Below are 26,854 nucleotides of genomic sequence, written 5' to 3'. Positions count from 1 at the left end.
TGTCTGACTCGGAACGCGCGGACCTGCCCGGCCCGCCGATTCCATGAGGCCCACTCGGGGCCCATGGCGCGTGTTGGCGCCTCGCCTAGACTAACGCGTTCCGACCAACCATCACAGTTCTACGACGCGTAGAGAGGCCATGCGCGGGTCCCCCGCACGCGGCGGCTAGCGCCCGATTACTCGGACGCTTTAGTCAGCGGCGCATAACGCAACAGCAGGCGCTTCTCGTCGGCACCGAATTGCACCTTCGCCACCGTCTTGTCACCGGAGCCTTCCAGCGCCGTCACGGTGCCGGCACCGAAGGTCCCGTGCTCGACGGCGTCGCCCACCTCCAGCTTGATGACTTCCTTCTGCTGCTGGACACGCCCCGTGCCCGCAGCCCGCGCGGTAGGTGCCGTCCGCAGGGTCGAGGTCTCGGGGTCACCCGCGCGGCGGGTCGGCCCCGCGCCGCGACCGCCGAAGGGGCCGTCGTAGCGGCTCGAGCCGAATCCGCCGCCGAAGCCGGAGCCGGAGCCGCCGCTGATGCTGCCACCGAACCCGCCGGCGCGGATGCTGCCTTCGCGCTTCCACTCCAGCAGGCGCTCGGGAATTTCGGTGAGGAACTGGCTGGCCGGGTTGTACTGAGACTGCCCCCAGAGGCTGCGATACTCGCTGCGGCTGACGTACAGGCGCTGCCGGGCTCGCGTGAGCCCCACGTAAGCGAGCCGCCGTTCCTCGGCCAGCTCAGCTTCGTCCATCATGGACCGCTGGTGCGGGAAGATCCCGTGCTCCATGCCCGTGAGGAAGACCACAGGAAATTCCAGCCCCTTGGCCGTGTGCAACGTCATGAGCGTCACCATGCCCTCGCGCTCGGCCATATGCGCGCCCTCCTCATCGGCCGGGGCGTCCGGAATCTGGTCCGCATCGGCCACGAGGGAGACCTGCTCGAGGAACGCTTCCAGGGTGCCGTCTGGGTTCTCCCGCTCGTAGTCGCGGACCACGGCCACCAGCTCGGCGAGGTTCTCAACGCGAGATTCGTCCTGGGGGTCAGTGGACTTGCGCAGGGTCTCAAGGTAGCCGGTCTGCTCGAGGACCGCTTCGAGCGCCTCGGCGGCGCCGGAGCCTTCGGCCACGACGCTGAGGTCATCGACGAGCTTCACGAAAGCCTGCACGTTTTTGAGGCTACGCGTGGCAATCCCGGGGGCCTCGTCCGCTCTCCGGAGCGCCTCCATGAACGTTGTGCGTTCGCGTTCCGCCAGTGCCGCCACCGCGTACTCGGCGCGGTCCCCGATGCCCCGCTTGGGTTCGTTGAGCACGCGGCGGACGTTGACGTCGTCGTCCGGATTGACCAACAGGCGCAGGTAGGCCAAGGCGTCTTTGACTTCCTTGCGGTCGTAGAACCGGGTCCCGCCCACCACCTTGTACTTCAGGTCCACGCGCATGAGCTGCTCCTCGAGGGAACGCGACTGCGCGTTGGTGCGGTAAAAAATGGCCACGTCTCCCGGGCGCAGCCCCGCCTCGTCATTGAGCCGCAGAATTTCCTCGGCGATCCACCGAGCCTCATCCTGCTCGGATTCGCCGACGTACCCGACGATCAGTTCCCCCTCTCCTTCGGCCGTCCAGAGCTTCTTCTCGGGGCGGTCCGGGTTCTTTTCAATCACCGCGTTGGCGGCGGAGAGGATGGTCTGCGTCGAGCGATAGTTCTGTTCGAGTTTGATGGTCACGGCGTCCGGATAGTCTTTGCCGAATTCCACGATGTTGCGGATATCCGCTCCACGGAAGGCGTAAATAGACTGATCCGAGTCGCCCACGACCGTCAATTCGCCGCCGGGCGTGGGGCCGTCGGGTCCCGTCAGCTCGCGGACCAGCGCATACTGCGCGTGGTTGGTGTCCTGATACTCATCGACCAGCACGTGGCGGAAGCGCCGGCGATAGTTATCGGCGATGGCGGGGAACGCGCGGAAGATATTGACCACCTGCCCAATCAGGTCGTCAAAATCCATGGCGTTGGCCTGGCGCAAGCGCTGCGTGTACTGCGTGAAGACCTCCGCCACGACGCGGCTGAACGGATCCTGCCCGGCCGTGGAGACGAATTCCTCATCATCGATGAGCTCATTCTTGAGGGCAGAAATCTTGTTCAGGATGGACTTCGGTGTGAACTTCTTGGGGTCCACGTCCAGGCTCTTGGCGATCATGGTCACCAAGCGCAGCGAGTCGGCCGAGTCGTAGATCGAGAAGTTGGACTTCAGCCCGACGGCGGCCGCCTCCCGCCGGAGGATCTTCACACACGAGGAGTGAAAAGTGGAGATCCACATTTTGTCAGCGGCGTCGCCAATGAGCTCGGAGATGCGCTCGCGCATCTCCGCTGCGGCCTTGTTCGTGAAGGTGATGGCCAGGACCTCGTGTGGACGGGCCCGCCCGGTGGCCAGCAGGTGGGCAATGCGGTGGGTCAGCACCCTCGTCTTGCCAGACCCGGCGCCGGCCACGATCAGCAGCGGCGTTCCGGTATGAGCGACGGCCTCGGCTTGCTGCGGGTTCAACCCTGCGAGCAGCGATTCGGCGTCGAGCGCATGCGGCGGGGTGGGCTGCGGGGCGTTCGGTGCGAAGTCGTCGAAGAGAAAATCCATGGTGCCCTCCAGTCTACGGCGCGGCGATGACAGGTTAGGATGGTCGGGGTCCGCGCGCAGGCACCTCAAGTTCGCGCGGCTGGGCCCCCGTAGCTCAGTTGGATAGAGCGGCCCTCTCCTAAAGGGCAGGCCATCGGTTCGATTCCGGTCGGGGGCACCACACCACGCACGACGGCGGCTCCGGAACCTTCCGCGGAAGGTTCCGGAGCCGCCGTCGTTCAGCCGTTCTGGGCGTCAGCGCCGGGTTGTCTAGCGCAGCAGAAGCGCGCTCGCCTTGGGCGAGAGGGCGGCGTCGAGCACGGCGCACGCGCCGCCGATGGCTCCGAGATTGTGTCCCAGCGAACTGGTGATGACCTCCAGATCGTGGACTTCCCTCATCAGGAAGCGGTCCTGCAGGGCCGCCTCCATGTCCTCGTGCAGCAGCTCGGAGAGCTCGCACCACACGGGCCCGCCGACGAAGACCTTGTTGACGTCAAAGATGTTGGTCAGCTCGGAGACCAAGGCGATCCAGTGCTGGTTGAGTTCCTTCGCGAGGGCGACGGCAGGTTCGGCGCCGTCCTTGGCCTGACGAATGAGGGAGCCCAGGACTTGGGAACGCTCATACATCGTGGCGCCCTCACTGTTGCCGCCGACGTCGACGCCGAGTTCGCGGGCGCGAGCCACCACGGCCTCGTAGGAGACGGCGCTGGCGAAGGTGGTCGCTTCCCCGGCCTCCTCGGTGCCGCCGCTGCGATTGACGCGGACCCGGGCGATCTCACCGGCGTTGTTCGAGACGCCGCGGATCACCTCGCCACCGATGACGGCACCCACGCCGACGCCGGTGCCGATGTAGGCCGAGAGGAAATTGCGGTCCTCTTCCTCGTCCCCGTTCCACTGCTCGGCGATGGCGGAGGCCACAGAATCCTTTTCGATAATGACGTCAAGCCCCAGGCGCTCGGATAGCGGCTCCACGACCTCGACCTCGCGCCACCCGGGCATGAGCGGCGGGTTGACGATCGTGCCTTGGCTTGGGTCGATGGGGCCCGGCGCGGCAACGCCCACGCCCACGATGTGCTCGCGGGGGTGGCCTGAATCCTTGACCATTTCTTCGACGGCGGTGGCCATCATCGCGATCGTCTCGTCCGGCGAGGCGATGTCCCGCTCGACGAAGCGCCGGCTGCCGACCACGGTGCCCCGCAGATTGACCATGACGATACTGATCTGGCCGGGGTCCAAATGGATGCCGATGGCAAAGAGGCGGTCCGGCTCTAGCTCGAGGACGGTACGCGGCTTGCCGGGGCCGGAGATGACGGTCCGGTCCTCCCGCACGAAGCCGTTGTCGAGGAGGCGGCGGACCACGTTGGAAATCGTCTGGGGAGACAAACCCGTGGAGTTGGCGAGCTCCACCCGGCTGACGCCGTCGTCGGCTCGGCGAATGGAATCGAAGATCACGGCCTGGTTGAAATCACCAAGTCTTCCGAGATTTGTGCCTCGCTGCATAGAGTCTCCAGAGGGTTAGCTACCGCGTACAAAGAGTTGACGCGACGGCCCCCGGTTTGCCCGCACCCACCAGTCCCCCTGCGGTGGCTCAGCGGCCGGAGCAACGAGACGCCGTCGAACTCGAAATAATATATCGAATAGTGGCACTTTCGGATAGTGCAACTAATGGCGAAACGTCACATTTGCGAGAAATGTTAAGCTTTCAACCGTGATCAGCCTACTCACCGTCGCCGCCGTTGTCATTTACGACACGGATGGACGGATCCTGCTGGTGCGGAAGCGGGATACGACGAAGTATATGCAGCCGGGCGGCAAACTAGAACCCCACGAATCACCACGCGCGGCAGCCCTTCGCGAGCTCGAGGAGGAACTCGGCCTCCGCTTCCCGCCTGAGGCTCTCACCGATCGGGGCCTCTGGCGGGGAAGTGCGGCCAACGAGGCCGAAACGGCGCTCGCGGCCTACGTCTTCGATGCCCCGCTGGCGGCGGCGCACGCAGGGCCCGCGGAAGACATCGTGCCCCACGCCGAACTGGCCGACTGCCTCTGGATCTCCCCCGCCGAAGCGCTCCAGCGTTCCGACCTGGCGCCCCTGCTGACCGAAGAGATCCTGCCGCGACTGCTGGCCTCGCCAGCGCACCTCAGCTAGGCGAACTGCGTTCGGTAGAAGGTGGCGTACCGCCCCTCGGCCGCCAACAGCTCCGGGTGGGTTCCCCGCTCGACGATCCGGCCGCCGTCGACCACCAAAATCTGATCCGCGCTCCGCACGGTGGAGAGCCGGTGGGCGATCACGACGGCGGTGCGTCCCTGCAGAGCCTCGGCGAGAGCCTCCTGAACGGCCGCCTCATTCGTACTGTCTAGGGCGGCTGTGGCCTCGTCGAGGATCACCACGCGCGGCGCCGCCAAGAGCAGGCGGGCGATCGTCATTCGCTGGCGTTCCCCGCCGGAGAGTCGATACCCGCGTTCCCCCACCACCGTGTGAAGCCCGTCCGGCAAGGCGCTGATCACAGACTCGAGGCGGGCGCGCCGCAAGGCCTCCCACAACTGGTCATCGGTGGCCTCCGGGCGGGCCAGCCGCAGGTTCGCCGCGATCGTGTCATGAAAAAGGTGCCCGTCTTGAGTCACCATCCCCACCGCGCCGCGCAGGTCAGCCAAGGCGACGTCCCGCACGTCGGTCCCCGCGTAGCGCACGGCCCCCGAACTGACGTCATAGAGCCGCGTGAGCAGTTGGGCGATTGTCGATTTGCCGGCACCCGAAGAACCCACCAGGGCGTAGGTTTGCCCGGCCGGAACCTCAAAGTCGATTCCGTGCAAGACCTCCTCTCCGCCCCGGTGGTCCAGGACGGCCACGTCCTCCAGCGAGGCCAGCGAGACCTGCTCGGCGCTGGGGTAGGCGAACCGGACCCGCTCGAAGCGGACGGCCAGCGGGCCGTCCGGCAGACGGTGCGGTTGCTCGGGGTCGGTGATCATCGGTTTCAGGTCCAAAACCTCAAAGACGCGGTCGAAGCTCACCAGCGCGCTCATAATGTCTACTCGCGCGTTGGCGAGGCCGGTGAGCGGGGCGTACAGCCGGGTCAACAACAGGGCTAGCGTGACGACGTCGCCCGCGGCCAGGTCCCCGCGCAGCGCGTAGTAGCCCCCGAGGCCATAGACGATGGCCAAGGCCAGCGCGGCCACGAGCGTCAGCGCAGCCACAAAGGAGAACTGGCGCATGGCCGTCCGCACGCCGATATCCCGCACCCGTGCGGCACGCGCGGCAAACTCGGCCGACTCGGCGTCGGGCCGGCCAAAAAGCTTGATGAGCGTCGCGCCCGGGGCGGAAAACCGCTCGGTCATCTGCGTCCCCATGTCCGCGTTGTACTCCGCGGCCTCGCGCCGCAGCGCGGCCACCACGGCGCCCATGCGCCGGGCTGGAATGAGGAAAATCGGCAGCATCAACACGGCCAAAACGGTGACCTGCCAGTTGGTCGTGACCATCACGGCACCGGTCAGAATCAGCGCAACGACGTTGCTGACGACTTGGGACAGGGTCCCGGCGAGCGCCGACTGGGCGCCCATCACGTCGTTGTTGAGGCGGGAAACGAGGGCCCCGGTGCGCGTGCGGGAAAAGAACGCCACCGGCATCCGCTGGACATGGTCGAACACCCGGGTGCGCAGGTCGAAAATGACCCGCTCGCCCAGAGAGGAGGACAACCACCGCGAGAGGACGGACACCCCGGCCTCGGCCAGCGCCACGAGGGCGATGAGTCCGGCCAACCAGCCGATCGTTGACAGCGGACCGTCGGCGACGATCGCATCCACCACTCGGCCCGCCAGCACCGGCGTCGCCACGGCGAGGACCGCCGCGAGGGTGGAGACCGCGACGAAGGCGACCAGCCTCGCCTTGTAGTGGGAGGCGAACCGCAATACCCGCGCCGGGGTGCCCGGGGTGATCGACTGTTCTTGGCCGCTCGCCAGCTTCCTCATCGCCCCGTAGGCGGCATGCTCCATACTCACCCGGGCATGCTACCCCTGACGCGGCTCAAACCTCACCGTCATCGCCTTGAACCCGGGAGTATTCGACTCACGGGCCACGAGTTCGCGGTGCACCAAGGCGTTGGCCTCGGGGAAGTAGGCGGCCGCGCAGCCACGCGCGGTCGGGTAGGAGACGAGCCGGAAGGCCTCGGCCCGGCGCTCGCTCCCGGCAAAGGTGGAGACGACGTCGACCACTTGCCGGTCAGCCAGCCCCAATTCCGCCAGGTCCTCCGGGTGCACCAAGATCACCCTGCGCCCGTTTTTGATTCCCCGATAGCGGTCATCCTGACCGTAGAACGTGGTGTTGTACTGATCATGGCTGCGCAGCGTTTGCAGAATCAGGTGCCCGGGCCTCGCCGGCAAGTATTCGAGCTCGCTCACGGTGAACTGGGCCTTACCCTGAGCGGTCGCGAAGCTGCGCGTATCTCGCGGAGGGTTGGGTAGCACGAACCCGTTGCGTTGCCGCACCCGAGCGTTGAAATCCTCGAACCCGGGGATGACGCGCGAAATATGGTCGCGAATGACGTCGTAATCCTCGGCCATGGCCCGCCAGTCAACGGCGTGGTCCTCCCCGAGCGTCGCAGCAGCCATCCGCGCCACGATGACGGGCTCGGCGAGTAGGTGATCTGACACGGGTTCGAGCCGTCCCTGGGTGGATTTGATGACGGACATCGAATCCTCCACGGAGAGGAACTGCGGGCCGCCCGGGTGCTTGTCGTCCCGGTCCGTTCGGCCCAGCGTGGGCATGATGATGGACGTCTTGCCGTGCACCACGTGGGACCGATTCGGTTTGGTGGAGATATGCACCGTCAGGCCGGCGCGCTGCATCCCCTCCTCGATCGCTTCCGTGTCGGAACAGGCGAGCGCGAAGTTCCCACCCATCGCCACAAAGACGTCCACGTCCCCGTGCTCGAAGGCCTGCTGGGCCTGAACCGAGTCATACCCGTGCTCGCGTGGGCTCTCGATGCCAAACTCCGCATCAAGCCGGTCCAGCCACCCGTCGCGCGGCTTTTCCCAGATGCCCATCGTCCGGTCACCCTGAACATTGGAATGGCCGCGCACGGGGCAAGCGCCAGCGCCGGGCTTGCCGAAGTTCCCCTGCAGCAGCAGCACATTGACGATCTCGCGGATGGTGTCCACGGAGTGCGGCTGCTGGGTGAGGCCGAGCGCCCAGCACACGATGGTCGCCTTGGACTTGATCAGCAGTTGCGCGACCCGGGTGATCTCCTCCTGGCTCAGCCCCGTGGCTTCCTCGATCACGTCCCAGTCCAGGCTGGCCCGCGCCGCGCGGTATTCCGCCAGACCCTCCGTGACGCTCGCGAGGAATTCGTGATCGAGGACGGTGCCGGGGGCTTGTTCCTCGGCGTCGAGGAGCAGGTGCCCCAAGGCTTGGAAGAGGGCCAGGTCACCGCCGACACGGATCTGGAGGAACTCGTCGGAGATGCGCTCCCCGTCGCCGAGCGCCCCGCGCACGGTCTGCGGGTCCTTAAAGTTCAGGAGGCCCGCTTCCGGCAGGGGATTCACCGCGACGACGGTGGCGCCGCGCCGACGCGCGTCGGCGAGCGCCGAGAGCATGCGCGGATGGTTGGTGCCGGGGTTCTGACCGACGGTGAAAATCAGCTCCGCGTCGTCGAAATCGGCGAGGGAGACGGTGCCCTTGCCGATACCGATGGTCGGGGTCAGCGCGGCGCCGGAGGACTCGTGGCACATGTTGGAGCAGTCCGGCAGGTTGTTGGTGCCCAAGCTACGCGCAAAGAGCTGGTACATAAACGCCGTCTCGTTGGCGGTACGCCCCGACGTATAGAACACGCACTTCTCCGGCGTCGTGGCGCGGATGTGCTGCCCGATCCGCTCGAAGGCATCGGCCCACGAGATAGGACGGTATGCCGCCTGCCCCTCCTCAATCATCATCGGCTCGGTGATGCGCCCCTGATTCCCGAGCCAATACTCGGTCTTTTCGCGCAGCACGCTGATGGGGTGAGCCGCCCACCACGCGGGGTCCGCCGTGCGCCGCGTGTTCTCCTCAGCGAGGGCTTTGGCCCCGTTTTCACAAAACTCTGCCGGTCGGCGTCGCCCGTCGATCGGTTCAGGCCAAGCACACCCGGGGCAATCGACGCCGTGACGTTGGTTGACCCGAAGCATGGAGCGGACCGTGCGTGTCACCCCCGCTTGGGCGAGGCCGCGCTCCAAAGCCACTTGGACGGCCTTGACGCCAGCCGCGCTCGTCTTCGGTTCGCTGACTTCTAGCCGGGACTCGTCGATGTCCTCACTCGGCGCCGGTCGAAACATCCTCGCTCCTGCTCTCAATCCGCTCGGGATGCGTGTATAGATTTACCGTACTCCCCCGACTAAACCCCGCGATAGTCAGGCCGACGCGCTCTCCGAGCGCCACGGCGAGCGACGACGGCGCGCTGACGGCGGCGAGGATCGGAATGCCCGCCATCCTGGCCTTTTGGGCCAGCTCGAAGGACGCCCGCGCTGAGACTTGGAGAACGGTGTGGTGGGCTGGCAAGCGCCCCTCGCGCAGGGCCCAGCCGATGACCTTATCCACGGCATTGTGGCGCCCTACGTCTTCGCGCAGGCACAGCAGCTGGCCGTCCAGATCGAACAAGGCTGCCGCGTGCACCCCGCCGGTCTTGCTAAAGAGTCGTTGGTGCTCGCGCATTCGCTCCGGCAGCGCCAGCAAGGTCTCTGCAGAAAGGCGCGCACCGCCGTCGTCCCGCGCGGCGTGCGCCGCGGGAAGCGGGCAACGGGCGGTCTTGTCCACCGCGTCCAGGGAAGCGGTGCCGCAAATACCGCACGAGCTGTTGCCGGCCACGTGCCGATGCTGACCCGCGCTCGGGGGCACGGCGCCCGGGCCCAATTGGGCTTCGACGACGTTAAAGGTTTGCCGGCCGTCGTCATCTTCCCCGGCACAGAACCGAAGACTCGCAAGGTGCTCGGCGGCGGCGACGACGCCTTCGGAGACCAGAAAGCCGGCCACCAAGTCGAAGTCCTCCCCGGGGGTGCGCATCGTCGTCGCGAAGGGCACGTGCGCGCTGCCGGGTACGGCCGGGTCGCCGATCCTGATCTCCAGCGGCTCCTCAGCGGCGAGCGTCTCCTCGCGCTGACGGGACCCGCCTGCAGCGGTCAGGCGAACGATGCGGGTGCGAGCGGTGCGGCGGCCCATATCAGCTCCTCGGCAGGGTGGAAACAGATGAGTACGTGGTCCACGGCAGTTCAACGTAGGGAACCGGCTCCCCAGCCTCGACGCCCTCCGGTGGGATCACCATCAAGCAGGTCGAGTCGGCCAGCCCGCGCAGCATCGCGGAGCCCCGGAGCGCTGCGGCGTCGACGCTGGTCCCCCCGGGTCCGGTGTGCAGGCGCGCTGGGACCAAACGTTCGCGGCCCGGAAGCGGGGCGAAGGTCTCCAGCGCCGCGGCCCGCGCCAACGGCTCGAGCGGAGACGCCACGAGCCCAGCGAGCAGGGGCTGCACCAGCGTGACGAAGGCGGCCACCGCAGCCAGCGGATTCCCCGGGAGCCCGGCGACAAGCACGCCGTCGGCGCGGCGGGCCAGCAGAGCCGGGTGACCGGGACGCATCGCGATCTCGTCGACGATCAGCTCGGCACCCAGCGTCTGCAATGCCGGGCGGAGGTGATCCACCGGCGAGCGCCCGGTCCCGCCCGTCGTGACGATCAGGTCGACGTCGTCGCGCCCGAGCGCGTCCACCGTCTGTGCGCGGTGATCGCCGATCCGGTTCGTCGCGAGCACCTCGGCACCCAAGTGAGCGATCGCCGGTGGCAGCACCGGGCTGAACGCGTCCCGCACGTGCCCGTGAGCTGGTTGTCCTTCCGCCACCACCTCGTCCCCGGTCAGAACGAGGGCCGCGCGCGGCGCTCTGTAAACCCGCAGGACGTCGCAACCAGCCACCGCCGCCGCCGCGAGGTGCCCCGGAGTCAGCCTTGTCCCGGCGGCGAAGAGCCGCTCCCCCGCGGCCGCCTCCCGGCCCGCCGGCCGAATATCGGCGTGCGCGGCGAGGGGTTGTTGCGCGCTGAGCTGCGCGGACGACGCCGCCGCGCCGAAGCCCGCGGCCGCGCCTGAGCTGGCCTCCGAGTTCAGCACTGCCTGCTCACGGCGGAGGACCGCCGAGGTTCCCTCGGGAACCGGCGAGCCCGTGTGAATCGGGACTGCTGTCCCAGGCCTCAGTCGAGGCGTCGACCGGGCCTCGCCTGGGAGCACCGTCCACGGCCCCTCCCCGCTGACGGCCCACCCGTCCATGGCCGATGCCCGGAAGTGCGGAATGTCCGTCGGGGCCACGACGTCGGCCGCGAGCACGCGGTTCACGGCCTGGTTCAGGCCCACGTTGTGACGCTGCCGCGGCGTCGCGGCACCCGCAGCGTGCGCCAGTTCGCGCGCGTGCTGCCATGGAACGTTGGGCATGCTCAGCTTTCGGGGTCGGTATGCAGCGCCGCGTCGGTCGCCGCTCGCTGGGCCAGCACGTGGCGGGCCAGACCGTCCGCGGCCTTGGCCGCGTCGCCGGCGCCGTCGCGTGCTGCAGCGAGACCGGCGGCGTACCCGGCGATGTAGGTCGTCACCGGCGCGGCCGGCCGGATCACGGTGTGCGCGGCGACGCCTGCGAGGGACAAAATGGCTTCGATATCCACGGGTGCCTCCTGCAGCTCGAAAGCTTCGAGCAGCTCCTGCACCCACGCTTCCAGCGCACCCGCAGTGGCGTCCGGCCCGGGATGGCTCGGTGATGCGTCCTCCGGCATGGTTTCCTCCTCAGTACGCGCCCGCGCATCGGCGCGGGCGCGTTCCACATCTTCCCATGTATCGGCGTCGGCGAAGAGATCCGGTTGCGGTGGTTGCAGTTGATCCGCCGCGAGCCGCTCGACCGTCTCGAGGAGCTGGCGCATCGAGGCGTTGACGACGCCGTGCCCGGCGTCCAGTAACTCGACCGCGCGCCGCAGCACGGGTGCCGGCCAGAGGGAGGCGAGGGGCTGTTCACGCCCGGTCGCGTCACGCGGGATCAGCACGGCGGACGACGACGGCGCGGCGCTCGCGAGGTGCTGCAGAATGCGGCGCGGGTGGAGGTAATCGACGGCGAGAACCAACACGGACCCTTCGATGGCACGGAGCGCAGTGCTGCCGGCGGCGACGGCGGCAGCGGGCCCAGCGAACGTGGGTTCTTCTCGGGCGGTGTCCACGGTGAAAGGTACGCGGGAGTACCGCTGCCGGAGCCGCTCCATGACGTCGGAGCGGTCCGGGCCCACCACCACCACGTGGGCCCCCGGCGCGCAGGCGTGGGCTACGGCCAACGAACCGATCGCGCGTTCCAAGAGCGTGGTGCCGCCCACGTCAAGTCCGGCCTTGTCGACCCCGCCGAGCCGCTGACCTCGGCCTCCCGCCAGAATGATGACCCCCGCTAGGCGGCCTGAGGCCTCAGGAACTCGTTCCATGCTTCGGCGGGTCGCTCCAGTTCTGAGATGTAGCAGGCAGCGCCGTGTGGTGCCCGCGGCTGAATCTTGAGCTTCCAGCCTAGCTGCCCCAGCGTCAGGTTGCCCTTCTTGCCGTTGCACGCCAAGCAACAAGCCACCAAGTTTTCCCAGGTGTCCTGACCTCCGCGGGACCGGGGGTGGATATGGTCCACGGTGGTGGCTTGGCGGCCACAGTACGCGCAGGTGTGCCCGTCCCGGCGCAGAATGCTCCGCCGGGTCACGTGGGCTGGGCGCCGATACGGGATGCGGACGTAGCGTTTCAGGAGAATCACGGTCGGCCGTGCCACCACTTCGCTGGGCCCCACCACCGGTTCCGAGTCCTCAGCAAGGACGCTGGCTTTGCCCGTCAGCACCAGCAAGAGCGCCCGGCGGAAAGTTACCACCGCGAGCGGCTCATATCCAGCATTCAGTACTAGGGTTCGCATGCGCAATCCTCACGGTCCTGCTCGCCGTACGGGCCCGGATGACGCTCTCCCCCACGGCAATTGGCGTGGTTATTCGTCTCACTAGACTACCGGCACCTCGCCACGCCCCTTGTGTGCCGCGTCACAGCATGGGCGTGTCGTGAGGGAATTTGCCACGCCGCTGCCCGCCAGCTCCCTGCCAGCCATGTGGTGCTCACGCGCAGTTCACGCCGCCGCGCGGCCGCTTGCACACCCTGAGCTCAACGACGCAGCTTAAACGCCGGAAACCCCGACCGCTGGGTCGGGGTTTCCGAGGAGAGTTGGCGAGCGTTGGCTCGCATCCGGCGCGGAGGCCGGGAGACTGCTGGGTGTTAGCCAGCCAGCGTGTAGTAGCCGTACAGCGGGCCGTAGGCGCTGTCGGCCGGGCGGTAAACGGTGCCCACCGAGGGGTTCTGGGCGCCAACGATCTGGCCGTTACCAACGTAGATGCCCACGTGTCCGCCACCGTTCTGGAACACCAAGTCGCCCAGCTTCGGGGAGGAGGTGCGGACGAACTGGCCGGAGGCCAGCAGGTTGGAGGTGCCGCGAGCGGTGCTGATGCCGTGCTGGGCGTAGATCCACTGAATGAAGCCGGAGCAATCCCAGCCGGACGGGGAGTTGCCGCCGAAGACGTACGGGGAACCGACGTACTGCTGAGCCATGGCGGCGATCGACGCGCCAACGCCGGAGGCAGCGGCCTCAACGACGGGCTCGGGCTCCGGCTCGGGAGCAGCTTCCACGGACGCGGTAGCGGTCGCAGCGCCACCGCCGTCGTTCACGTTCTCTCGGGTCGTGGCGGCGTACTGCGCCTCATCCTCGACCTCTTCAGCCACAGCAACGACGACGGGCTCCGGCTCGGGTGCCGGCGCGGCCTCGAGCTCCACGCGCTCGACCTCGAAGGTCTCAACAGCCTTCGCGGAAACGGTGACGGCGGAAACAGCGGTGCGCTCCACCGGCAGGGCCTCGACGGGGGCGCTGGCGGCCTCGCGGGCCACCGGATCGGCCTGAGCCGTGGCTCCCATGGTCAGAACCAGACCGGAAGCGGCGGCGATGACGGCAGCCTGGCGGCCGACGGAACCGGCATTCGAGGCGACGGCCTTCGAGACGCCCTGTAGCGGGCTCGTGCGTACGTGAGCCGCGCGGTGGCGACCAAGTGCTTGACGCTTGGACAAAGTTTAACCTCTCCCTATGTCTGCGAGGTGAGCTGTCGGGTTCGAGTGGGAGTCACTCGGCCTCCAGCAATCTGGATGCTTAACCCCTAGGAGCCTGGGCCCCTGCCGGCTCATGATGAGCCAGCGCGGTTCCCCCGCCACTGCCAACGTGTAGTAACGAACGGACCTCGGTCGGCGGCAGTGCTGGACATTCCACCCGAGGGTGCTGAACCCAGACTGGGTCCAGCACGTGATCAACGGTATATGAATCCGGACCAAATGTCACGCTAAGGTCACGAAACGATATTGATCCGGTCTCGACGGCTTGAAATTACAACCATCCAGCCGGGTCGACGGCGGTGCCGTCCACCAAAACTTCAAAGTGCAGATGGCACCCCGTGGAGTTGCCGGTCGTCCCAGCCAGGGACACCACTTCTCCGCGCGACACCTCTTGACCGACGGCAACCTTCAACGACGTGTTGTGGTTGTAGGTCGTCTCCAGTCCGTTGCCATGATCGATGCGCACGCGGTTTCCGGAGTGGCCAGCCCACCCGGCCTGCACCACGGTTCCGGCAGCGGCAGCCTTCACGGGCGTGCCGCAGGAAATGCCGTAATCCTGGCCGATGTGGTTGACCATGCCGTAGCCGCCCCAGGGGTTTGGCCGATAACCGAAGCCGGAGGTAATCCGGACCTCGTCGAGAGGCTGTGACAACACGCCCGTCGTCTCAACGCGCGTGACGTCACCGGCGGCCGCTGTCATGACCTGATCCAGCTGGTCTTCCTTGGTGAAGGTGCCTTTGACGGACGCGAGCTCGATGTCGAACTCCGCATCGCCGTCAACGACGACGTCCTGAACGGCCAAGCGAGTCTCCGCCTTGGCCCGCGCGTCTTCCGGCGAGGATTCCGTCACCTGAGGCCACACAGCGGTCAAGGCAATGCCGGAAACGGCCGCCGCCGCGGCGACCATGTGGCTGGGAGCGAACCGGCGGGCCGGCGCAGCAGGCTGGGAAGCGGCCGCCGCACGAGGAGCTGGTAGCTCCACCACCTCGGCGACCTCGCGCTCGGTGGCGAGCTCAGTGAGGCGCTCCGTGGTGACATCGGAGTAGCGCAGCCCCCCGTTATACCGGTGGCCACGATAGGGGCCTGACGCGTTGCGGCGATCTGCCTCGTCGGCATGTTCGGCCTGCAGCCGACGCCGCGCAGCTCCTCGCGGACGACGAAGCGGCGCCTCGGCCGCAGCGTCGTCCGGGGAGGCCGACGCGCGGCCAGTAGACGTCTGCTCAGTCAATCAATTACCTCTCAGTTGCCTACGAAGTTAGCTGTCGGATTCGGGTACGAGATCCACCCGGCCAGCGCTCCCCCAACCTGGAGATTGACTGACTTCACCCCGAGGACACACACCCCTCACCGGGCGTGCTGTGTCCGAGAAATTCTGGTTCCCCCGCCTCTGCCTGACGTGTTATTGGTGTTCTCAGATCCCAGTGGCAGAGTTCGGCGTAGCTGGAATCTGGTTGCCGGAACTAGTCCGGACCGTGATCAACGATAACGGAACGGCCACAAAGTTACAATTCCGTTATCATTTCCGGCGTCACGAACACCCCAGAGCGCGTTCTACTGCCCGTCTTCGACGAAGACGTGAGCGCTCACCTCGGTCGGCAACTCGAGGGCGCCGTCAACACCCTCGACGCGGACCACCACGTAGTCGGTGGCGCTTTCCAGCGTCACTACGGCGCCCGGGCGGATCCCGCCCTCATTGAGTTGGCCCAAGAGCACCGGGTCCACCTGAATGGTCTCGGCCAAGCGCAGGACGCGGACTGGGCCGGTCAAGCCAGCCGCGACGGCGTCGTCGAGGTTTTGCACACCGTGCCCGAAGTCGGACCCCGCGGGTCCGCCCAACGCGTCCAAGCCGGGGATCGGGTTTCCGTAGGGCGATTCGTCCGGGCGCCCCAACAGATCGTAGAGGCGCCGCTCGACGCGCTCACTCATGACGTGCTCCCACCGACAGGCTTCGTCGTGGACGTACTCCCAGTCGAGCCCAATGACGTCGGCGAGCAACCGCTCCGCAAGGCGGTGCTTGCGCATCACCTCAGTGGCCAGCTGACGGCCGGCATCGGTCAGCTCAAGGTGACGATCACTAGAGACCACCAGCAGGCCATCGCGCTCCATGCGAGCCACAGTCTGTGACACGGTCGGTCCGGAGTGGCCCAGGCGTTCGGCGATCCGGGCGCGCAGCGGGGTGATCCCCTCTTCCTCGAGCTCCAGAACGGTCCGCAGGTACATCTCCGTGGTATCGATCAGGTCTGTCACTTAGGTGTCTCCCGGGAGGCGTGCGACGAATGGATTACAGCAAACAACACTCTACCGCGCGTTAACAATCCGCGGCCGGTTCACTTCTCCGCCCCGCCGTGGGCGAACATGGAAGCGATGCATTGCGCGATCCGAAGGATCCGCGCCGCCCGGCCACGCCGCTGCCGGGCAGAACAGCAGAGCACAATCGCAGGAGCCACGCGTGAGCGAATCACTAACCATCCCCTCCCACCTGCTACCCACCGATGGACGCTTTGGTGCCGGCCCGTCGAAGGTCCGGCAGGGTCAGCTTGATGCCCTGATCGCCGCAGGGTCCACGGTGCTGGGAACCTCTCACCGTCAGGCGCCCGTGAAGAATCTCGTCAAGTCCGTCCAGGAGGGCTTGCTGGAGCTGTTCCAGGCGCCCGAGGGCTACCAAGTCGTCCTCGGCGTCGGCGGCTCGACGGCCTTTTGGGACACCGCGGCGTTCGGCCTCGTCGAGAACAAGGCCCAGCACCTGTCCTTCGGCGAGTTCGGCTCGAAATTCGCCAAGGCCACCCACAACGCCCCCTTCTTGGCCGACTCCTCCATCATTACCTCGGAGCCCGGGACGCGGCCCGCCCCCGAGGCGGAGGCCGGGGTAGACCTCTACGCGTGGCCGCAAAACGAGACCTCGACCGGCGTGGCCGCCCCGGTGCAGCGGGTTGCCGGGGCGGACGAGGGATCGCTCATTGTGGTTGACGCGACCAGCGCCGCCGGCGGACTGCACGTCGACGTGGCCGAGTCCGACGTCTACTACTTCGCCCCGCAGAAGAATTTTGCCTCCGACGGCGGCCTGTGGCTCGCCTTGTTCTCCCCGGCAGCGCTCGAGCGCGCCGAGCGCATCGCGGCGACGGATCGCTGGGTGCCGGACTTCCTGAACCTGAAGACGGCCATCGACAACTCGGCGAAGAACCAGACCTACAACACCCCCAGCCTGTCGACGCTGGTGACTCTCGACGACCAGATCACGTGGCTAAACAGTCAAGGCGGCCTCGCCTGGGCCAGCGCCCGGACTGCCGATTCCGCCTCCCGCGTGTACGACTGGGCGGCGGCGTCGGAGGTGGCGACGCCGTACGTGGTGAACCCGGACGAGCGCTCCAATGTCATCGCGACCATCGATTTCGACGCCTCGGTCGACGCCAGCGCGATCTCCACAGCGCTGCGGGCCAACGGCGTGGTGGATACCGAGCCCTACCGCAAGCTGGGCCGGAATCAGTTGCGCATCGCGACGTTCGTGTCGATCGAGCCCGACGATGTCACCGCGCTGACGCGCTGCATCGATTACGTGCTGGAAAACCTCTAACGCGCCCGGCGCCGAGCACGACGACGGCGGCGGGGCCGGGTCTGCTCGGCGCCGTCGTCGTGCGCCGCGGCATCGCTATCGGTGTTCGGCGCCTCCGCAGCGTCGGACGCTGCTGCGGGAGCGTCTGCGGATTCGGGAGCGCCGGCTGAGGCGGCCTCGTCCACCTCGGCGGATTCCGCCGTCGTGGTAGGTTCGGCCGGCGTGGCCGGCGCAGACGACTCGTCGCCGTCGCCTGCCTGTTCGGCCGTTCCGCCAGCGGCTTCTGCCGCTTCGCGAGCCTTTTCCTCGGCGAGCTCCTCCGGGGCCACTCGGTCCGCCCACGGCACCCAGGCAGGCGCAAGGAGCGCATTCTCCCCGGGCAAGAGGCCCGAATCGCACACGGTGGCCACCTTGACGCGCGGCCCGCGTGCGAGCGTCACGTACCAATACCAGCCGGCGTAGCCTCGGCGCTTGGCTTCGAACCGGTGCATGACCAGGCGATCGCCCTCGGCACTGACGCCGAGGTGATCCCCCACCTGAGCCTCGGGAACATGCCGCGCTAAGGCCGCGCGCGCTGCATCCTGCGCGTCGGCCAACACCGCATCGAGTTTCGGGGTCCGAGGCATGGCCTAAGCGTCCAGGTCGTCCGCGACGGCGCGCAGGACGGTCGCGATCTTGGCGCCCTGACGCTTCTCGGGGTAGCGGCCGTTGCGCAGCCCATTGGAGACCCCGTCCAACAAACGGATCAGGTCCTCCACCACCACGGCTTCCTGCTCGGCCGGCTTGCGCTTGGCCCGCGAAATCGACGGCGCCTTGTCGATCAGTCGCACGGACAGGGCCTGCGCGCCACGCCGGCCCTCCGCGATACCAAACTCCATGCGGGTGCCGGAACGGACTTCCTTAACACCGTCCGGCAGCGCCGACGCGGGCAGGTAGACCTCTTGGCCATCCTCGGCGACGATGAACCCGAATCCTTTAGCCGGTTCGTACCACTTAACTTTGCCTACAGGCACTTCTGTTCCTACCTCGTACTCGAATACTCTGCGCGGGCACCAACGGCCCGGCCCGCGCGTCGGGCTCCCGGTGGCGCCGGCGCGGCCATCTGCGCGCTCTCGGCGTCCCGCACCGGGGAAGTCTGCACCTCTAGAATACGTCACGGCTCCCCAGAACCGAGACTTTGCGGCCCCCGCCGGCCTGTGTACGTTAAACCTCGTGAACAAGCGCACCGTTGCCCCATCCCCCTCCCGCTGGGTCATGATTGCCGCGGCGGCCGTCGCGATCATCTCCGTCCTCGCCATCGTCATCATCCTCGCCCTCTACGCCACGGGTGGCCCGGAACTGACGATCTTGTATTGGGTGGGTCTCTACGGACTGCCTCTCGCCTTCGCACTCCTCGTGATCGGCGTCTTACTGCACGTGCGCGCCCGCCGGCGGGGTTGAAACGACGGGCCGGGCGCCCAGCCCCACTTCGGTTCTCCCCCAAGGTCCTCACAGCTTGCTCCCAGATTCAGGTTCCACACTGGTGCCATGCCTGAGAAATCGCCTGAAGCACGCCTCCTGGTTGTCGACGACGAGCCGAACATTCGCGAACTACTGGCCACCTCCCTGCGCTTTGCGGGGTTCGAGGTCTTCGCCGCAGCCAGCGGCCGCGAGGCCCTAGAGATTGCCGAGCGGGAACAGCCGGACCTGGCCGTTCTCGATGTCATGCTGCCGGACCTCGATGGTTTTTCCGTCACGCGTAAGCTCCGCGCCGCCGGCCGCCACTTCCCCGTCTTATTCCTCACGGCCCGCGACGGAACCGAAGACAAGGTGACCGGCCTCACCGTCGGCGGGGACGACTACGTCACCAAGCCGTTCAGCCTGGACGAAGTGGTGGCGCGGATCCGTGCGGTATTGCGCCGCACGCAGCCGTTCGAGGACGAGGACGCGATCATCCGTGTTGACGATTTGGAACTGGACGACGACGCGCACGAGGTGCGCCGGGCCGGCGTCGTCGTGGACTTGTCCCCCACCGAATTCAAGCTACTGCGCTATCTCATGATGAACCCCAACCGCGTGCTGTCCAAGGCGCAGATCTTGGATCACGTCTGGGAGTACGACTTCAACGGGGACGCCTCCATCGTCGAGTCCTACATCTCGTACCTGCGCCGCAAGATCGACGCGCACGAGGACTGGGCCCCGATGATTCAAACCAAGCGCGGCGTCGGCTACGTGTTGCGTTCGGCCGAGCGTCGCTGATTCGTCCCACCGTACGATGGGACGAATGACGAGCTTCTTCCGCCAGGTCTCCCTGCGCTCCAAGTTGGTGGCGCTCATGGCGCTGCTCATGACCCTCGGCGTGGTGGCCACCGTCTTTACGGCGTCGTTCTCCCTCCGCGTGACCATGGTGGACCAAATCGATACCGATTTGGCGAGCAACTCGACCCCCATGGCCAACCTGCTGTACCAGATCTGGCAGGATGACGCGGACAATCCCGGCTCCTACAACATGTGGGCCAATCTCGATCTGTCCCGCTTCCACGCCACGCTCCGGGACGAGAACGGGGAAATCCTCTCCGAACTGCCCGCCGTGGAGGGGGCCGATGAGCCGGTTCTCGGCCACCCCACGGTGGAAGAAGTCCAAGAGATCAACAACGTCGCCCTGACCACCGAGGGGACCCTGCCGGAATCGCGTGGCTGGCGGTACCGGATGATCTACATGACGAACGGATCCGGTTACATCACGATCGCCCTGCCGCTCAGTCCGGTAGATGACACGGTGGCGGACGCTGCAAGCTCCATGATCACCTCCGGCCTGCTGGCGACGATCATCATGTCATTGGTCGCCTACGGTGCCACGACGCGCGCGTTCCGCCCGTTGGTGCGCGTCGAACGCACGGCGGCCGCCATTGCCGCGGGAGATCTCTCGCGGCGCGTGGAGGAATACCCGCATGACACGGAGGTGGGCAGGCTCTCCCGCGCGCTGAACACGATGCTCGCCCATATTGAGCACGCGTTCCGGTCTCAGGCGGCCTCGGAACAGAAGATGCGCCGGTTCGTCCAAGACGCCTCCCACGAGCTGCGCACACCGCTTGTGACGATTCAGGGGTACTCGGAGCTGTACCGGCACGGCGGCCTAGCCGAGAAGGAGCACCTCGACACGGCGATTGGCCGGATTGAGGGTGAGGCCAAGCGGATGGGCCAACTCGTGGAGGACTTGCTGACGTTGGCTCGGCTCGACGAACAGCGCCCCCTAGAACGCGTTCACGTCGATCTGCTGCACCTCGGCAGCGACGCCGTGGAGGACGCGCGCGTCAACGCACCGGATCGCACTGTGCGCCTCGTGGGGCTCGAATGCGGTTCTCCCACCACGGCGCCCACGAGCGGGGACGAATCGCGGCTGCGCCAAGTCATCGCCAACCTTATGACCAATGCCCTGCGCTACACCCCGGAGGGCACCGACATCGAGGTGGCTGTGGGCACTCGCCCGGTCATCGACGGGCGAGCCGACTCGATTCTTGAAGTCCGCGATCACGGCCCGGGGATCTCCGAGGAGGATGCCGCGCGCGTCTTTGAACGCTTTTACCGCGCTGATTCGTCGCGTCACCGAGAAACCGGCGGCACGGGCTTGGGGCTGGCGATCGTTGCCGCGATCGCCGCCCAACATGATGGCTCGGTGGTGCTGACGGAGACTGAGGGCGGCGGTGCCACCATGTCCATCCGGCTGCCCTACGAGCCGCTGCCCGGTGGAGACGACGGCGACGAATCCGGTGATGACGAGGGCGTGGACGACGCCGGCGACACTTCCCGTCCACAGGGTAAGAACTAGCCACCGTCTTCCACAGGAGCCGCGCGTGCGTCGAGAGGCGAACCGCCGCCGGCCTAGTGTCGCTGGTGTGGGTCGGAACGCACCCACCGGGTGAGGCCCGCTGGCCGCCCCGCGTCAGACGTAGAGAGGATTTCACCGTGAGCTCGTTCGCCGCCAATACCGTGGAAATGCGCGCCAAGGCCCAGGCCGTTCAGGGCACCATTGAGCGTCTCCGGGCGGAGGTCAACACCATGCAGGGCAGCCTGCAGGAACTCGAGGGCACGTGGCATGGCGCCGCAGCCGCCAATTTTCAGGCGGTCATCTCCGACTGGCGCGCCACCCAGCTGCGCGTCGAGGAGTCGCTGACCAACATCAACACCGCGCTGGCCCGCGCGTCACAACAGTACGACGGCGCCGAGGCCGCCAACGCGTCGATGTTCACCTATTGAGCCCGGCCGGTCCGGCCAGCGCGCGTAGTGTGGTGGGGTGAGCATCCTCATCGACCCGCCGCTCTGGCCGGCCCACGGCACGCTGTTCTCTCACGTCGTCTCCGATTCCTCGCTCGAGGAGCTGCACGCTTTCGCTGCCGAGACCGAGCTACCAGCGAAGGCCTTCGATCTGGACCACTATGACGTCCCGGCGCGCCTCTACGACGAGCTAGTGACCGCTGGGGCACGCCCCGTCAGTGGTGCCGAGCTCACGCGCCGGCTCATTGCTTCCGGGTTGCGCGTGCCCTCCCATCAGCGGCCCCAGCGCCTCGCTCGTGTACTCACTGATCGCTGGAAGCGCCTCCTGCCCCAGCACGAGGCCCTGGGCCGCGAGCTCCTGAAACGATGGTCCGAGCCGCACCGGAATTACCACGATCAGCAGCACCTGCTCGACGTCCTCCGCGGGATCGACCGCCTCGTGGCCGCCGGCGAAGCCTCCGCTGAGGATCGCCGGCCTTTGCTCCTTGCTGCGTGGTTTCACGACGCCGTCTATGCCGGCGCAACTGGCCAGGACGAGGCGGATTCGGCTGCCCTCGCCCGCACCCACCTGAGTGCGCTGAGTGAGGAGGGAGCTCTCTCTGCGGCCGAGGTCAACGAGGTCGAACGCCTGGTCCTCCTGACCGCTTCCCACGCACCGGAACCACACGACGCCGCCGGGAGGGTGTTGTGCGACGCGGACCTTGCGGTCCTCGCGCGCCCCTGGCCTGCCTACCAACGGTATGTCGCGGACGTGCGCCGCGACTACGCGCACGTCTCCGACGGCGACTTTGCTCGCGGCCGCGCGGCCGTCCTCGAGTCGTTGCTCGCGCTCACGCCCCTCTTTGGGACCCCAACGGGCCAGAAACTGTGGGATACTGCGGCCCGGGAGAACCTATGGCGCGAGTTGTCTCAGCTGCGACCAGCGGCGCCTTAAATGCGGCAGGGCCGCGACACCCGAAGGTGTCGCGGCCCTGCACGGACTCAACGTGAGTTGGGCCAGGGGGCTTAGAAGCCGCCCATGCCACCCATGCCGCCCATGCCTGCCATCTCGTCGCCACCGGCCGGAGCGTTCTTCTCCGGCTTGTCGGCCACCACGGCCTCGGTGGTGAGGAAGAGACCAGCGATCGACGCGGCGTTCTGCAGCGCGGAGCGAGTCACCTTCACCGGGTCGTTGACGCCCGCGGCCAGCAGGTCCTCGTACTCGCCAGTCGCAGCGTTGAGGCCGTAGCCGGCCTCGAGGCCCTTGACCTTGTCGGCCACGACGCCCGGCTCGAGGCCAGCGTTGAAGGCAATCTGCTTCAGCGGGCCCTCGATGGCCACCTTGACGATGTTGGCACCTGTGGCCTCGTCGCCGTTCAGCTCCAGCTTGCCGAAGGCGCGCTCACCAGCCTGCAGCAGCGCCACGCCGCCGCCGGCGACGATGCCCTCTTCGACGGCAGCCTTGGCGTTGCGCACGGCGTCCTCGATGCGGTGCTTGCGCTCCTTGAGCTCAACCTCGGTAGCCGCGCCGGCCTTGATGACGGCCACGCCGCCAGCCAGCTTGGCGAGGCGCTCCTGCAGCTTCTCGCGGTCGTAGTCGGAGTCGGTGTTGGCGATCTCGGCGCGGATCTGGTTCACGCGGCCAGCGATCTCCTCGGCGGAGCCGGCACCTTCAACGATGGTGGTCTCGTCCTTGGTGATAACCACCTTGCGGGCCTGACCCAGCATCTCCAGGCCGGCGGTCTCGAGGGAGAGTCCGACCTCCTCGGAAATGACCTGGCCACCCGTGAGGATCGCGATGTCGGCCAGCATGGCCTTGCGGCGGTCGCCGAAGCCCGGAGCCTTGACGGCGACGGACTTGAAACGGCCCTGAATCTTGTTGAGCACCAGCGTGGCCAGGGCCTCGCCCTCCACGTCCTCGGCGATGATCATGAGCGGCTTGCCCGACTGCATGACCTTCTCCAGAATCTGGACCATGTCCTTGATGTTGGAGATCTTCGAGTTGACGATGAGGATGTACGGATCCTCCAGCACGGTCTCCTGACGCTCGGCGTCGGAGACGAAGTAGGCGGAGATGTAGCCCTTGTCGAAGCGCATGCCCTCGGTCAGCTCGAGGTCCAGGCCGAAGGTGTTGGACTCCTCGACCGTGATGACGCCTTCCTTGCCCACCTTGTCGAGTGCCTCAGCGATGAGGGAACCGATCTGGGTGTCGCCGGCGGAGATGGAGGCGGTAGCAGCGATCTGCTCCTTGGTCTCGATCTCGTTGGCGGAGGCGAGCAGTTCCTCGGTGACGGCGGCAACGGCCTTCTCAATACCGCGCTTCAGGGAGAGCGGGTCGGCGCCAGCGGCAACGTTGCGCAGGCCTTCCTTCACCAGGGACTGGGCCAGAACGGTGGCGGTGGTGGTGCCGTCGCCAGCGACGTCGTCCGTCTTCTTGGCAACTTCCTTGACCAGCTCTGCGCCGATCTTCTCGTACGGGTCGTCGAGCTCGATCTCCTTGGCAATCGAGACGCCATCGTTGGTGATGGTCGGCGCGCCCCACTTCTTCTCCAGGACGACGTTGCGGCCGCGCGGGCCCAGCGTCACCTTCACGGCGTCGGCCAGCGTGTTGAGGCCGCGCTCGAGGCCGCGGCGAGCTTCCTCGTCAAATGCAATCATCTTGGCCATGGTGGCGTGTGGTCCTTTCGGGACATTCAAGCGATGGAAGTGGATTGAACGCAACGCCCGCGACGGACGGGCCTCTGTTCGGCGGCGTCATTCGGCAACGCCTCCGCGAGCACCCTCGCTACGTCATTCCACGGCGCACTCCGACCCCGAACCAGCGGATCACCCGCTGGCAGTCGAGCCGCCTGAGTGCTAATCCAATTATTGGCACTCTCACCGGGAGAGTGCAAGTGCGTTCGCTCACGGCCGGGGAGGTTCGCCGCGTGATCCCAGCGCGGGCTCTTATAGGCCCAAGCGCGCCAGGAAGTCGTTGACCAGCTTCCGCTCGGGATCGCACTCCGCGCGCAGTGCGGCAAAATCGTCCCAGCGCTCGAACAGCTCGGTCACGCGGGCGGGTTCGTACTGCCAGAGTTTCCCCCAGTGCGGGCGCGTCGACGCCGGCAACACGGCCTCCATCTGGCGCAGCAGTGCCTCCACGGCCGGCTGATCGGGCACCCACGTGAAGTGGAACGCCACAGTATCCCGGCCCACCGCGGGGCTCAGCCACAAATCATCGCCGCGCACGGTGCGGATTTCACTGATCTGCAGCAGCGGTGCGATCTGCTCGCCCAAGGAGCGCAATGCGGCAATGGCCGCCGGAGCATCGGAGCGGTCCACGAAGTATTCGGATTGCAGCTCAGCCCCGTTGGATGGGGTGAATTCGAGCCGGAAATGCGGCAGGCGGTCCGCCCACGAGCCGGCAATCCCGCCTTGCTCCGTACTGGCCCGAGCGTCTCCCCCGGGCACGGGGTGTCGCGGGCCGTCAGCCAGCACAGCCCCCAACCGAGGCAGCAGCTCACCCGCCGGGGACTCGCCCGCGTCGGCGCGGTGCTTCGTCCAAATTTGCCCCGCACGGCCCGAGCCCCAGTCAGAAAAGATGCTCACGCTCGTGGCACTCGCGGTGATCTCATCGAGCCGGTCGGCCACCACCTGCAGGTCCAAGCCGTCGTAGACGCACTGGACGACGTCGTAGGCTGGCTCGATCTCTAGTTCCACTTGGACGACGACGCCCAAGGCACCCAAATGCACCACGGCGCCGCCAAAATCCGGATCGTCCCGAGCGAAATGCCGTTCCTGCCCGGTCGGCGTCAGGATCGTCAAGGCACGCACCGACGTGGTCAGCGCTCCGAGCCGATCACCGGAGCCGTGGGTGCCGGTGGCAATCGCCCCGGCGACGGAGATGTGGGGAAGGGACGCCAGGTTCGGCAGCGCATATCCCTGCGCGACGAGCTCGCGCGCCAGGTCACCGTAGCGCACTCCCCCGCCAACGCGGACCACACCCGCGGCGGCGTCGACCTCGATCTCCGCCGGGAGCCCGTCGGTGGCAATCAACGTTCCCGGGGTATCGGAGATCGTGTTGAAGGAGTGGCGGCTGCCGACGACGCGCAGCGGCTCATCACCCGAGAGAATCTCCGCGAGTTCGGCTCGGCTTTCTGGCCGGACGATGCGCCGAGCCGCGTAGGTGAGGTTGCCGGCCCAGTTGGTCTTGCTGCTCATGTACTCCTCATTCCGCCCAGTTGGTAATAAAACATTACCAACTGGGCGCCGCAGCGGATAGCCCTCAGTTCTCACGCCTCCACTGGCGGCCATGAGTGACTACTGGCCTGCGCTCCCCAGCACCACAGAAATCTCCGTGGGGATGTTCGGCGTCTGATAGATCGTTGAGATGCCAAGCTCGTCGGCCACGTCCCGGGCCGTCGTGGCGGCCCAGTCGTTGGTGTAGTACACCACGCTTGGCTCGACGCTCTGCGTCCAGTTTGCGGAGGTGACCTGCGTGTAACCGGCATTTTGCAGGATGGCGGCATTTTCGCTGGCCAGGCCGGATACCCCGGCCCCGTTGTAGACACCGACGGGCAAGTTACGGTCCAGTACGCCGGACTCCTCCGCGTCAGCGCTCTCAGACGCATCGGCGGACTCGCTCGTTTCCGGCACCGGGGACCCGCTGGCCGCGGCGCTGTCCGAACTCTGCGCAGGATCCGTCGCCTCGCCGGAGGCAGAGTCCGTGGGGTCAGCGCTCGCGGACTCGCTCGCGGAGGTCGAAGCGGACGCCGAGGGCTGCGCTCCGACGTCGTCGCCAGCGATCACGGGGCGCAGCACAAAGAACGCCACCACACCGATGATCAGGGCGGCAACGCCGAACATCAACAGGGGCCACAGCCCGCCGCGACGGGCGGGAACCATGCCGGCGCCGAGCCGATGCACGCCTTGGCGATCGGTGTACTCGGGGACACGGTCGAACTCGTCGCTCGGATACTTACTCATGACCTTCCTTCGATGAGTCGGCGGCAGCACTCGGGTGGTGGGCCTCGGCCACGGCGTCGTCCGGCCGGGCGGCGACGCGGCGGCGCGTCGTTCGTAGTCTACGCAACCGGCGGACCAGCATGGGGTCATGGGCCAGCGCGGCCTCAGTGTCGATTAACACGTTGAGCCGCTGGTAGTAGTGCGTCGGCGCCCAGTCGAAGCGAGCGCGAATCTGCTGCTCTTTGGCGCCCGCGTACTTAAAGTGAAGCTTTTCGAGCGCCAGCATCTGCCGCTCCACCTCACTCAGTTCGCCGTGCGTCATGCTCTCCCTCGTCTCGACCGGACACTCCAGTTTAGGGGCTTGGCCGCTACGGGAGCGGCTTCGCCGTGCCACATAA

24 protein-coding genes, 1 tRNA gene and 2 riboswitches are annotated in these 26,854 nt (G+C 67.0%); of the genes, 8 read left to right on the top strand and 17 right to left on the bottom strand.

The window, feature by feature from the left end; all coding sequences use genetic code 11:
• Positions 1-176: 176 nt before the first annotated feature.
• The gene (gene pcrA, locus IW252_RS10230) at positions 177-2,606 is read right to left on the bottom strand and encodes a DNA helicase PcrA (RefSeq protein WP_196836454.1); all 2,430 of its coding nucleotides are present in this window, start codon (positions 2,604-2,606) and stop codon (positions 177-179) included.
• Between the two features lie 83 nt (positions 2,607-2,689).
• Here pcrA and IW252_RS10225 point away from each other — a divergent pair.
• Positions 2,690-2,766, top strand: a tRNA-Arg gene (locus IW252_RS10225).
• 89 nt (positions 2,767-2,855) lie between these two features.
• Here the strand turns inward: IW252_RS10225 and IW252_RS10220 are convergent.
• Positions 2,856-4,037 carry an ROK family transcriptional regulator gene (locus IW252_RS10220; RefSeq protein ID WP_331271512.1) on the bottom strand — a complete coding sequence of 394 codons (1,182 nt, stop codon included), beginning with the start codon at positions 4,035-4,037 and terminating at the stop codon, positions 2,856-2,858.
• A 256-nt stretch (positions 4,038-4,293) separates the two neighbouring features.
• Here IW252_RS10220 and IW252_RS10215 point away from each other — a divergent pair, with 256 nt between their 5' ends.
• Complete coding sequence (locus IW252_RS10215; protein WP_196836452.1) at positions 4,294-4,731, top strand: NUDIX hydrolase; 438 nt, start codon at positions 4,294-4,296, stop codon at positions 4,729-4,731.
• Here the strand turns inward: IW252_RS10215 and IW252_RS10210 are convergent.
• The 9 genes from IW252_RS10210 to IW252_RS10170 all read right to left on the bottom strand — a co-directional run bounded on the left by IW252_RS10210 (position 4,728) and on the right by IW252_RS10170 (position 15,976).
• Positions 4,728-6,578, bottom strand: a complete 1,851-nt coding sequence (locus tag IW252_RS10210; RefSeq protein ID WP_196836451.1) for an ABC transporter ATP-binding protein — start codon at positions 6,576-6,578, stop codon at positions 4,728-4,730. The genes IW252_RS10215 and IW252_RS10210 overlap by 4 nt on opposite strands.
• Positions 6,579-6,587: 9 nt before the next feature.
• A complete protein-coding gene (locus IW252_RS10205; protein WP_196836450.1) occupies positions 6,588-8,885 on the bottom strand; it encodes an FdhF/YdeP family oxidoreductase in 2,298 nt (765 codons plus the stop codon).
• A complete protein-coding gene (gene fdhD / locus IW252_RS10200; protein ID WP_196836449.1) occupies positions 8,863-9,765 on the bottom strand; it encodes a formate dehydrogenase accessory sulfurtransferase FdhD in 903 nt (300 codons plus the stop codon). The genes IW252_RS10205 and fdhD overlap by 23 nt, the downstream gene beginning before the upstream one ends.
• A 1-nt stretch (position 9,766) precedes the next feature.
• Positions 9,767-11,017 carry a molybdopterin molybdotransferase MoeA gene (locus IW252_RS10195; RefSeq protein ID WP_196836448.1) on the bottom strand — a complete coding sequence of 417 codons (1,251 nt, stop codon included), beginning with the start codon at positions 11,015-11,017 and terminating at the stop codon, positions 9,767-9,769.
• A gap of 2 nt (positions 11,018-11,019) precedes the next feature.
• The gene (locus IW252_RS10190) at positions 11,020-12,036 is read right to left on the bottom strand and encodes an NTP transferase domain-containing protein (protein WP_196836447.1); all 1,017 of its coding nucleotides are present in this window, start codon (positions 12,034-12,036) and stop codon (positions 11,020-11,022) included.
• Complete coding sequence (locus tag IW252_RS10185; RefSeq protein ID WP_196836446.1) at positions 12,003-12,500, bottom strand: HNH endonuclease; 498 nt, start codon at positions 12,498-12,500, stop codon at positions 12,003-12,005. Before IW252_RS10185 ends, IW252_RS10190 begins: the two co-directional genes overlap by 34 nt.
• 350 nt (positions 12,501-12,850) lie before the next feature.
• Entirely contained in the window at positions 12,851-13,690 is an 840-nt protein-coding gene (locus tag IW252_RS10180) for a C40 family peptidase (protein ID WP_196836445.1), read from the bottom strand.
• A 3-nt stretch (positions 13,691-13,693) separates the two neighbouring features.
• Positions 13,694-13,852: riboswitch (cyclic di-AMP (ydaO/yuaA leader) on the bottom strand.
• A 148-nt stretch (positions 13,853-14,000) separates the two neighbouring features.
• Positions 14,001-14,957, bottom strand: coding sequence for a M23 family metallopeptidase (locus IW252_RS10175; RefSeq protein WP_231365989.1), 957 nt, complete (start codon positions 14,955-14,957; stop codon positions 14,001-14,003).
• Between the two features lies 1 nt (position 14,958).
• Positions 14,959-15,176: riboswitch (cyclic di-AMP (ydaO/yuaA leader) on the bottom strand.
• Positions 15,177-15,280: 104 nt separating this feature from the next.
• The gene (locus tag IW252_RS10170) at positions 15,281-15,976 is read right to left on the bottom strand and encodes a metal-dependent transcriptional regulator (RefSeq protein ID WP_196836444.1); all 696 of its coding nucleotides are present in this window, start codon (positions 15,974-15,976) and stop codon (positions 15,281-15,283) included.
• A gap of 202 nt (positions 15,977-16,178) precedes the next feature.
• On the opposite strand from IW252_RS10170, the gene serC reads away from it, so the two are divergent.
• Entirely contained in the window at positions 16,179-17,300 is a 1,122-nt protein-coding gene (serC, locus tag IW252_RS10165) for a phosphoserine transaminase (protein WP_196836443.1), read from the top strand.
• On the opposite strand, the gene IW252_RS10160 is transcribed toward serC, so the two are convergent.
• Positions 17,297-17,905: a DUF3027 domain-containing protein gene (locus IW252_RS10160; protein WP_196836442.1), complete on the bottom strand. Its 609-nt coding sequence runs from the start codon at positions 17,903-17,905 to the stop codon at positions 17,297-17,299. The two genes, serC and IW252_RS10160, sit on opposite strands and share 4 nt — an antisense overlap.
• Positions 17,906-17,908: 3 nt before the next feature.
• The gene (locus IW252_RS10155) at positions 17,909-18,292 is read right to left on the bottom strand and encodes a cold-shock protein (protein WP_196836441.1); all 384 of its coding nucleotides are present in this window, start codon (positions 18,290-18,292) and stop codon (positions 17,909-17,911) included.
• 199 nt (positions 18,293-18,491) lie between these two features.
• Between IW252_RS10155 and IW252_RS10150 the strand changes: the two genes are divergently transcribed.
• The 5 genes from IW252_RS10150 to IW252_RS10130 all read left to right on the top strand — a co-directional run bounded on the left by IW252_RS10150 (position 18,492) and on the right by IW252_RS10130 (position 22,467).
• Positions 18,492-18,719: a hypothetical protein gene (locus IW252_RS10150; RefSeq protein ID WP_196836440.1), complete on the top strand. Its 228-nt coding sequence runs from the start codon at positions 18,492-18,494 to the stop codon at positions 18,717-18,719.
• An 87-nt stretch (positions 18,720-18,806) separates the two neighbouring features.
• On the top strand, positions 18,807-19,517 hold the full coding sequence (locus IW252_RS10145) for a response regulator transcription factor (RefSeq protein WP_196836439.1): 711 nt from the start codon (positions 18,807-18,809) through the stop codon (positions 19,515-19,517).
• Between the two features lie 25 nt (positions 19,518-19,542).
• The gene (locus IW252_RS10140; RefSeq protein ID WP_196836438.1) at positions 19,543-21,087 is read left to right on the top strand and encodes a sensor histidine kinase; all 1,545 of its coding nucleotides are present in this window, start codon (positions 19,543-19,545) and stop codon (positions 21,085-21,087) included.
• A 137-nt stretch (positions 21,088-21,224) separates the two neighbouring features.
• On the top strand, positions 21,225-21,515 hold the full coding sequence (locus IW252_RS10135) for a WXG100 family type VII secretion target (RefSeq protein ID WP_196836437.1): 291 nt from the start codon (positions 21,225-21,227) through the stop codon (positions 21,513-21,515).
• 37 nt (positions 21,516-21,552) lie between these two features.
• Positions 21,553-22,467, top strand: a complete 915-nt coding sequence (locus IW252_RS10130) for a DUF4031 domain-containing protein (RefSeq protein WP_196836436.1) — start codon at positions 21,553-21,555, stop codon at positions 22,465-22,467.
• 71 nt (positions 22,468-22,538) lie between these two features.
• Here the strand turns inward: IW252_RS10130 and groL are convergent, their stop codons facing one another.
• The 4 genes from groL to IW252_RS10110 form a co-directional block, all read right to left on the bottom strand.
• Positions 22,539-24,179: a chaperonin GroEL gene (gene groL / locus IW252_RS10125; protein WP_196836435.1), complete on the bottom strand. Its 1,641-nt coding sequence runs from the start codon at positions 24,177-24,179 to the stop codon at positions 22,539-22,541.
• Between the two features lie 279 nt (positions 24,180-24,458).
• On the bottom strand, positions 24,459-25,712 hold the full coding sequence (locus tag IW252_RS10120; protein ID WP_196836434.1) for an FAD-binding protein: 1,254 nt from the start codon (positions 25,710-25,712) through the stop codon (positions 24,459-24,461).
• Positions 25,713-25,811: 99 nt separating this feature from the next.
• Positions 25,812-26,477, bottom strand: coding sequence for a LytR C-terminal domain-containing protein (locus tag IW252_RS10115; RefSeq protein ID WP_196836433.1), 666 nt, complete (start codon positions 26,475-26,477; stop codon positions 25,812-25,814).
• The gene (locus IW252_RS10110; RefSeq protein WP_196836432.1) at positions 26,470-26,778 is read right to left on the bottom strand and encodes a DUF3263 domain-containing protein; all 309 of its coding nucleotides are present in this window, start codon (positions 26,776-26,778) and stop codon (positions 26,470-26,472) included. The genes IW252_RS10115 and IW252_RS10110 overlap by 8 nt, the downstream gene beginning before the upstream one ends.
• Positions 26,779-26,854 lie beyond the last annotated feature (76 nt).

Origin of the sequence: Zhihengliuella flava, assembly GCF_015751895.1 — a bacterium.
Lineage (GTDB): Bacteria > Actinomycetota > Actinomycetes > Actinomycetales > Micrococcaceae > Zhihengliuella > Zhihengliuella flava.
The sequence above is the reverse complement of the archived record's forward strand: the minus strand, read 5'-3'. Positions and strand labels throughout refer to the sequence as shown.